A 7066-nucleotide genomic window follows, 5' to 3' on the forward strand; every position below is an offset into this window, starting at 1 on the left:
AAAGGACAAAATAATTATGTAGGTTTTCCAACATTCTTATGTTGTCTTTTACCTACATTTTTATTTTATCCTTAGCAGACTATTTATTTTTCTTAAATATTCTATGACTTTTTCACATTATTAGAAAAGTTAAAAAGATTTCTTTTTGGGATAAATCAAATAAGGAGAAAACGATTATGAACAAGAAATTAATGACTATGTTAGTCGCTTGTGCTTTATCAGTATCAGCATTATCTACTACAGCAGTATTTGCAGAAGATGCAGTAGTAACTGGAGAAACTCCAGCTGTAACTGAAACTACAACTACACCTGAAACTACACCTGCAGCTTATGAACCAGAAATCACTTTAACTACACCTAAATGGACAGGTGATAGTGATATTGTCTTTGAAGTAGATGCTAAAGGTGGAGCAGTTTATCCTCAGGAAATGTATGTTTATGGCGCAGATGACGCAGCAATGCCTATTATCAGTGTTCCATCTCAGGTAGAAGTAAATGAAGAAGGTAAAGGTAAGGTCACATTTACTAACGATGCATTAAAAAATGCGAACACTTGGGATGATACTTTTACAAACCAGATTTCAGTAGATTGAACAAAGTATTCTAAAATTGAATTTGACTTTGCATTCGAATTAAACGGTCAGGTTAAATATAAGTTTATGTATGTAGAAACTTCAGTAAAGGCTCCAACACCAACTGTAACTCCTACTACACCAGCTAAGCCTACTACATCTACAAAACCTGCAGGAAACAAAGGTACAACAACTACAACTACTAAGAAAGAAGCACTAAAGACTGGTGATACTATGAATGTTGCATTATATGCTTCATTATTATTAGTAAGTGCTCTAGCAGCAGTTGTATTAACTACAAAAAAGAGAATCACTGAATAATCTGTCAATTAAAGTAAGCGTAAGTAAAATTGACTATTATGGGAAAGAAAAGACAATTGAGAAATGAGAATCAGTTGTCTTTTTTTATGTAAATTTATTCACAAAGTGACAAATGCACTTATCTGTCACTTGAATGATAACACTTACAATGTTAACATGAAGTCAGAAAAGTTAATTAAAAGGAGATCGATAATCATGTATAAGTTCATGTTAAATGAAACAAGTTATCATGGAGCAGGTGCTATTAAAGCTGTTCCTGAAGAAATTAAAGCAAGAGGATTTAAGAAAGTATTTGTTGCTTCTGACCCTGATTTAGTAAAGTTTGGTGTTACTAAGAAAGTAACTGATTTATTAGATGAAGCTTGTATTGAATATGTTCTTTACAGCAACATTAAACCAAACCCAACTATTGAAAACGTACAGACTGGTGTTGCTGCATTCAAAGAAGCAGGCGCTGACTGTATCGTAGCTATCGGTGGTGGATCTTCAATGGATACATCTAAAGCAATCGGTATCATCATTACAAACCCTGAATTTGCTGATGTACGTTCATTAGAAGGTGTTGCACCAACTAAGAATCCTTGTGCTCCAATCATCGCTGTTCCTACTACTGCAGGTACTGCTGCTGAAGTTACAATCAACTATGTAATCACTGATGTTGAAAAGAAACGTAAATTCGTATGTGTAGATAATCATGATATTCCAGTAGTTGCTGTTGTTGACCCAGAAATGATGTCTTCAATGCCAAAAGGATTAACTGCTGCTACAGGTATGGATGCTTTAACTCATGCTATTGAAGGTTATATTACTAAAGGTGCTTGGGAACTTTCAGATATGTTCCATATTAAAGCTATCGAAATCATCGCTCGTTCATTAAGAGGTGCTGTTGAAAACACTGCTGAAGGACGTGAAGGTATGGCTTTAGGTCAGTATGTTGCTGGTATGGGATTCTCTAACGTAGGTTTAGGTGTTGACCATTCTATGGCTCATACATTAAGTGCTTACTATGATATGCCTCATGGTAAAGCTTGTGCAATCTTACTTCCAACAACTATGGAATACAATGCTGAATATACTGGTGAAAAGTATAAAGATATCGCAAAAGCAATGGGTGTTGAAGGTGTTGATGGTATGACTCAGGAAGAATACCGTAAAGCTGCTGTAGATGCTGTTAAGAAGTTAGGTGAAGATGTTGGTATCGAAATGACTCTTAAGGGTGTTGTTAAGGAAGAAGATATTCCTCAGTTAGCTAAGGATGCATATGCTGATGCTTGCCGTCCAGGTAACCCAAGAGATACTTCAGTAGAAGATATTGAAGCATTATATAGATCATTACTTAAATAATAATCATTAATCTTGGAGGAACATTTGTTCCTCCCTTTTTGATTTTTATTGATGTTTCTTATAAAAAATGTATAATAGACTTGTGCTTTTGTATATAGCACTCTATAAGGATATTAAAGGAGTATGATAGTGTCGTGGACTCGAGTCAGATAATGATGGTTGTTATTTTTATTATATTGATAGGATTGTCAGGCTTATTTTCTAGTGCAGAAACTGCATTTATGTCTGTTTCTAAGATTAGAGTAAAGACTGTAAGTGAGGATGAAGAAGATCCTCATCATGCAAAAGCTTTAATTGTGTCTCAGCTTCTAGAAGATACAGATCATTTGTTAAGTACAATTCTAGTAGGCAATAACCTTGTCAACATTTTAGCTTCTTCATTAACTACATCATTTGTAATTAGTGTATTTGGTAATGAAGGAATAGGTGTTGCGATTGCAACAGGGTTTGTTACGTTAATGATTCTTATTTTTGGTGAAATTACACCAAAGACTTTAGCTGTTAGTAAAGCAGAAGCATTATGTTATAGATTCTGTCGCTTTATTCAATTTATAAATTTTATATTTACACCAGTTGTTGTTATCTTAACTGCAGTGTCTCATGGCTTAATTCATATATTAGGTGGTAATATTGATCCACAACCTACACTTTCTGAAGAAGACTTAAAAACAATTGTAAACGTGTCTCATGAAGAAGGTGTATTAGAAGATGAAGAAAAAGAAATGATGCATAATATCTTTGATTTTGGTGATACTGATATTAAAGAAATCATGACACCACGTATTCATGTGGCTACAGTTGATTATGATGCGACTTATGATGAAGTGGTTGCTGTATTACAGGAATCACAGTATTCTCGTTTACCTGTTCTTTCAGAAGAAGGTGATGAGATTGTTGGTGTATTACATATCAAGGATATCTTAATGAAACCTGTTGATCATGAACATTTCCAGGTAAAGGATTATATGCGAGATGCTTATTTCGTTTATGAATTTAATCATATTTCAGATGTTTTTGCTTCTATGCGTAAAGAGCATGTCTCTTTATCAGTTGTGTTAGATGAATATGGTGTTATGGCTGGTATTGTGACATTAGAAGATATTGTTGAAGAAATCGTTGGTGAAATCGATGATGAATATGATGACAATAGTGAAGAAGTAAAGAAAATCTCTAAGAATGTCTATTTAGTAGACGGCAGTTTAAACATAGATGAAGTCAATGACCGTTGTGGTACAGAATTCGCTTCTGAAGAATTTGAATCTATTGGTGGTCTTGTCTTAGGTCAGGTGAATGGTTCACCGAACCCTCATCAGAAGGTTTATGTAGATGACTGTATGTTTATTATTGAAAAGATTGATAAAAACAGAATTGAATTATTGAGACTTATTATTCCAGAAGAGGAAAGTCAAAAAGAAAATGAAGAAAAACACGATTAAAGTGTTTTTTCTTTTGGAGGTGAGCAGTCATGAAAGATATATATAATAAAGCAATGGCTATATATGATGACTATCGTTATTATGTGCCAAGCTTCTCTGGTGCTGCTTTATCATTTTATCTTATCATCCTGTTGATCCCTACTATGACTATTATTGCAGTTGTAACATCTTCTTTGCATATAAGTGTAGATATTCTAGAGATGGCTATTAAAGAGTTTATACAGCCGGCTTATGCAGCGATGTTGATTGATACATTAAAGGGCAGTTCTTTAAATACAGTCTCTGTATTAGTGTTTATCTGGTCTTTTTATGCTGTGTCTAGAGGTGTAGGAAATATCTATGATATTTCTAAGAAGATGTTTGCGTTAGAAGAAAGAAGTGAATCGGTGATTGCCTGGTATGTCTATGTCTTTAAGGTGACAATGCTGTTACTTGGTATATTATTGATTTCTATTGTATTACTTGCAACAGGACCTATATCTAAAGCATTTCATTTTTTATATGGGATTGCATTTATGCGCTTTGTCCTATTATTTCTTATTATGGTCCTATTTTTTATGGCTATCTATATGATAGTCCCAAGAGAACGTATCACATATCATGAAGCCCTTCAGGGAGCCTTTATAACTTCTGGTGGGATAGTGATTTTATATATTGCATTAAACTATTATTTTAAATATGCAGATTTTACATCTTTATATGGACCACTTACCTCAATCTGTGTTATCTTATTTGTATTTGATTGGGCAAGTGAGATTTTCTATGTAGGAATGTATTTAACTCATATTGCATACTTGAGGAGGAACAACGCAAAATGGCAAGAGAAGATTTTGGAAAGAGTAAACCAAGAAGAAAAAGCTTTAACAGCGACAGAAAACCTAGAAAGGATAGCCGCAAAGGCTTTAACAAGGGGTCTGACAAAGGCTATAAGAAAGAAAATAGAGGGCCAAGAAAAGACTTTGACAGAAAGCCAAGAAGAGATTTTGACAGAAAACCAAGAGAAGACTTCGATAAGAAACCAGCAAGAGAATTTGATTCAAAACCAAGAAGATTTTCATCAAAACCAAGAAAAGAAAGAGAAGAAATAAACATCAAGAAGCTTGGTATTAATGGTGAAGGTATTGGTTATATTAAGAAGAAGGTTATCTTCGTACAGAATGCTTTACCATTAGAAATGGTTGAAGTAGAAATTGATAAGAAGACACAGACTTATATGTTAGGTCATGTGACTGCATATAAGAAGCCTTCATCAGCAAGAAAGGATCCTGAATGTGATCAGTACAATCAGTGTATGGGATGTGCTTTAAAGCATATGAATTATGCTGATCAATTAGTTCATAAACGTGAATTATTAAAAGAAACACTTCATAAATATACAGATTTATCTGTAAAAGACTTGGATATCAAGCCTGTTGTAGGAATGAAAGAGCCAGAACATTATCGTCATATCGTTGCTTTCCCAATTACTTACTTCAGTGGAAAGTTATTTGTGGGCGTTTACCAGCGTGAAACAAAGTTCCTTACTTTAATGGATCATTGTCCTCTTCAGACACAGAAAATCAATTCTTTACTAGTAAAGATTGAAGATATTCTTAATGCAAATAACTGTCGTGATTATAATGATAAGTTCAAGAAGGGCTTAAGATTCTTAATTGTTAGACAGATTGGTGAAGAAATGCAGGTAGCATTCGTTACTGGACAGGATGGTATCAGCCAGACTGTGACTAAAGAAATCGCCGCATTGGATGAAGTGACTGCATTATATTATACAGTAAATACATCTCGTTATCAGGATTTCTATGAACAGGGATTCAAGAGAATCTATGGTCAGACACATGCACAGTATAAGGATTTCAAGATTTCAGTACGTTCTGATATGATCCTTAACCCAGAAATGGATGATGAAAAGACAAGACAGATTGCTTCTTTATTAGATAAGAAGGAAGAAGTATTATCTATGGGTTGTGGTTCAGGAATTATGGAATTACAGCTTGAAAACAAAGTTGTCGCAATTGATGACAATAAGGTAAGCATCCATGATGCCACTGAAAACGCAAAGAGATTAGAATTAGACAATAAGTTATTTGTTGCAGGTCATGTTAATGATCAGGCAGCACATCATTTAAAGAATCATAGCTATGATGCATTAATCATCAATGAAACTGTTGATGGCATGACTGAAGATTTACTAAAGTCTATTACTTTATCAGGTATTAAACACTTAATTATTGTATCTGATAACATGAGTACTCTCGCTAAAACATTACATCAGTTAGAAGAAATGTATGATGTGAATACTATTATCTCTTTAGATAAAGAACCTCATACACCTCGCTTAGAAATTATTGTAGATTTAAAGCGTAAGTAATATGGAAATTGTATTAAGTATTATTTGTATTGTACTATTGGTTGTTGTTATTTATCTTCTCTATACAACACAGATGAAACTTCACGAGAAGATGGTTCAGACAGAAGCGAATAGTTCATCTCTTGATAGACAATATAATTCTATTATTACGATGTTAAATGATGCGAGTACATCACTAGGTAGATCAGATACAAAAATAAATCAGATGATCAATGATATGCATGATATTAATGTGATTATGACCAATACAAAAAAGAGAGGGACATTTGGAGAATATCAGCTCTATCATATCCTATCTCTTTATTGTGGTGATAATTCACATATCTTTGAATCACAATATCATTTAAGTAATGGAAAAATAGGGGATGCAGCTTTACATTTACCAGGTAATACTAAAGTACTCATTATTGATTCTAAGTTTCCTATGGAGAACTATTTGAAGATAGTAGATAATCCTAAGGATGTTAGTTACCACAATGAATTCAAAAAGAATGTAAAGAAGCATATAGATGATATTTCTAATAAATATATTTCCGAGGAAACATTGGAAGAGGCAGTAATGTTTATTCCAAGTGAAGCCATCTATCTCTATTTATGTGATGAATGTGCTGATTTATATGATTATGCACATAATAAGAAGGTCTTAATGACATCTCCTTCTACACTTATGGGGGTTATCTTTACACTTATTAATATTACTAAGGATTTTAATCGTTCTGAGAATATTAAAGAAATAGAACAACGTATTATTAAACTTAAAGAAGATACGAATCGTTTAGATGAACGTTATGACAGAGTCATGAAGAACTTAGGTACTCTTGAAAAGAGTCTTAAGGATCTCGCAATATCTAAAGATAAGATCAGTAAAACAATCAATCAAGCCTATGATGGTGCAATAGAAGAGGAGTAATCCTCTTCTTTTTTTACGTAAAAAGGAGGGGAAATAAAGAACCTTTAATTTTTAAGGGGGGTCAATAAAAAACTCGCTTTAAATATTTGGGGGTTTCCACTTGTAAAGGGCAGTC

At 33.5% G+C, this 7066-nt stretch carries 7 protein-coding genes; all 7 read left to right on the forward strand.

Annotation, left to right across the window (positions count from 1 at the left end):
• Positions 1-176: 176 nt before the first annotated feature.
• Positions 177-593, forward strand: a complete 417-nt coding sequence (locus EAI80_RS11045) for a hypothetical protein (RefSeq protein ID WP_129982064.1) — start codon at positions 177-179, stop codon at positions 591-593.
• Positions 594-659: 66 nt separating this feature from the next.
• Positions 660-893, forward strand: a complete 234-nt coding sequence (locus tag EAI80_RS11050; protein ID WP_129982066.1) for a hypothetical protein — start codon at positions 660-662, stop codon at positions 891-893.
• Positions 894-1085: 192 nt separating this feature from the next.
• Entirely contained in the window at positions 1086-2237 is a 1152-nt protein-coding gene (gene fucO, locus EAI80_RS11055) for a lactaldehyde reductase (protein ID WP_129982072.1), read from the forward strand.
• A 152-nt stretch (positions 2238-2389) separates the two neighbouring features.
• Positions 2390-3673, forward strand: a complete 1284-nt coding sequence (locus tag EAI80_RS11060; RefSeq protein WP_129982068.1) for a hemolysin family protein — start codon at positions 2390-2392, stop codon at positions 3671-3673.
• Between the two features lie 29 nt (positions 3674-3702).
• Positions 3703-4761 (forward strand): YhjD/YihY/BrkB family envelope integrity protein, encoded by a 1059-nt coding sequence (locus tag EAI80_RS11065; protein ID WP_238634584.1) that lies wholly within the window; start codon positions 3703-3705, stop codon positions 4759-4761.
• A 17-nt stretch (positions 4762-4778) separates the two neighbouring features.
• Positions 4779-6041 (forward strand): 23S rRNA (uracil(1939)-C(5))-methyltransferase RlmD, encoded by a 1263-nt coding sequence (gene rlmD / locus EAI80_RS11070; protein WP_275055627.1) that lies wholly within the window; start codon positions 4779-4781, stop codon positions 6039-6041.
• Between the two features lies 1 nt (position 6042).
• Positions 6043-6951: a DNA recombination protein RmuC gene (gene rmuC, locus EAI80_RS11075; protein ID WP_129982070.1), complete on the forward strand. Its 909-nt coding sequence runs from the start codon at positions 6043-6045 to the stop codon at positions 6949-6951.
• Positions 6952-7066 lie beyond the last annotated feature (115 nt).

This window comes from Catenibacterium sp. co_0103, from assembly GCF_004168205.1.
Classification (GTDB): Bacteria; Bacillota_I; Bacilli_A; order Erysipelotrichales; family Coprobacillaceae; genus Catenibacterium; species Catenibacterium mitsuoka_A.

What these genes read in the sequence shown, in the direction of transcription:
- EAI80_RS11045 (WP_129982064.1), top strand. Translation starts at nt 177, where the DNA reads ATGAACAAGAAATTAATGACTATGTTAGTCGCTTGTGCTTTATCAGTA.
- EAI80_RS11050 (WP_129982066.1), top strand. Translation starts at nt 660, where the DNA reads ATGTATGTAGAAACTTCAGTAAAGGCTCCAACACCAACTGTAACTCCT.
- EAI80_RS11060 (WP_129982068.1), top strand. Translation starts at nt 2,390, where the DNA reads ATGATGGTTGTTATTTTTATTATATTGATAGGATTGTCAGGCTTATTT.
- EAI80_RS11065 (WP_238634584.1), top strand. Translation starts at nt 3,703, where the DNA reads ATGAAAGATATATATAATAAAGCAATGGCTATATATGATGACTATCGT.
- rmuC (WP_129982070.1), top strand. Translation starts at nt 6,043, where the DNA reads ATGGAAATTGTATTAAGTATTATTTGTATTGTACTATTGGTTGTTGTT.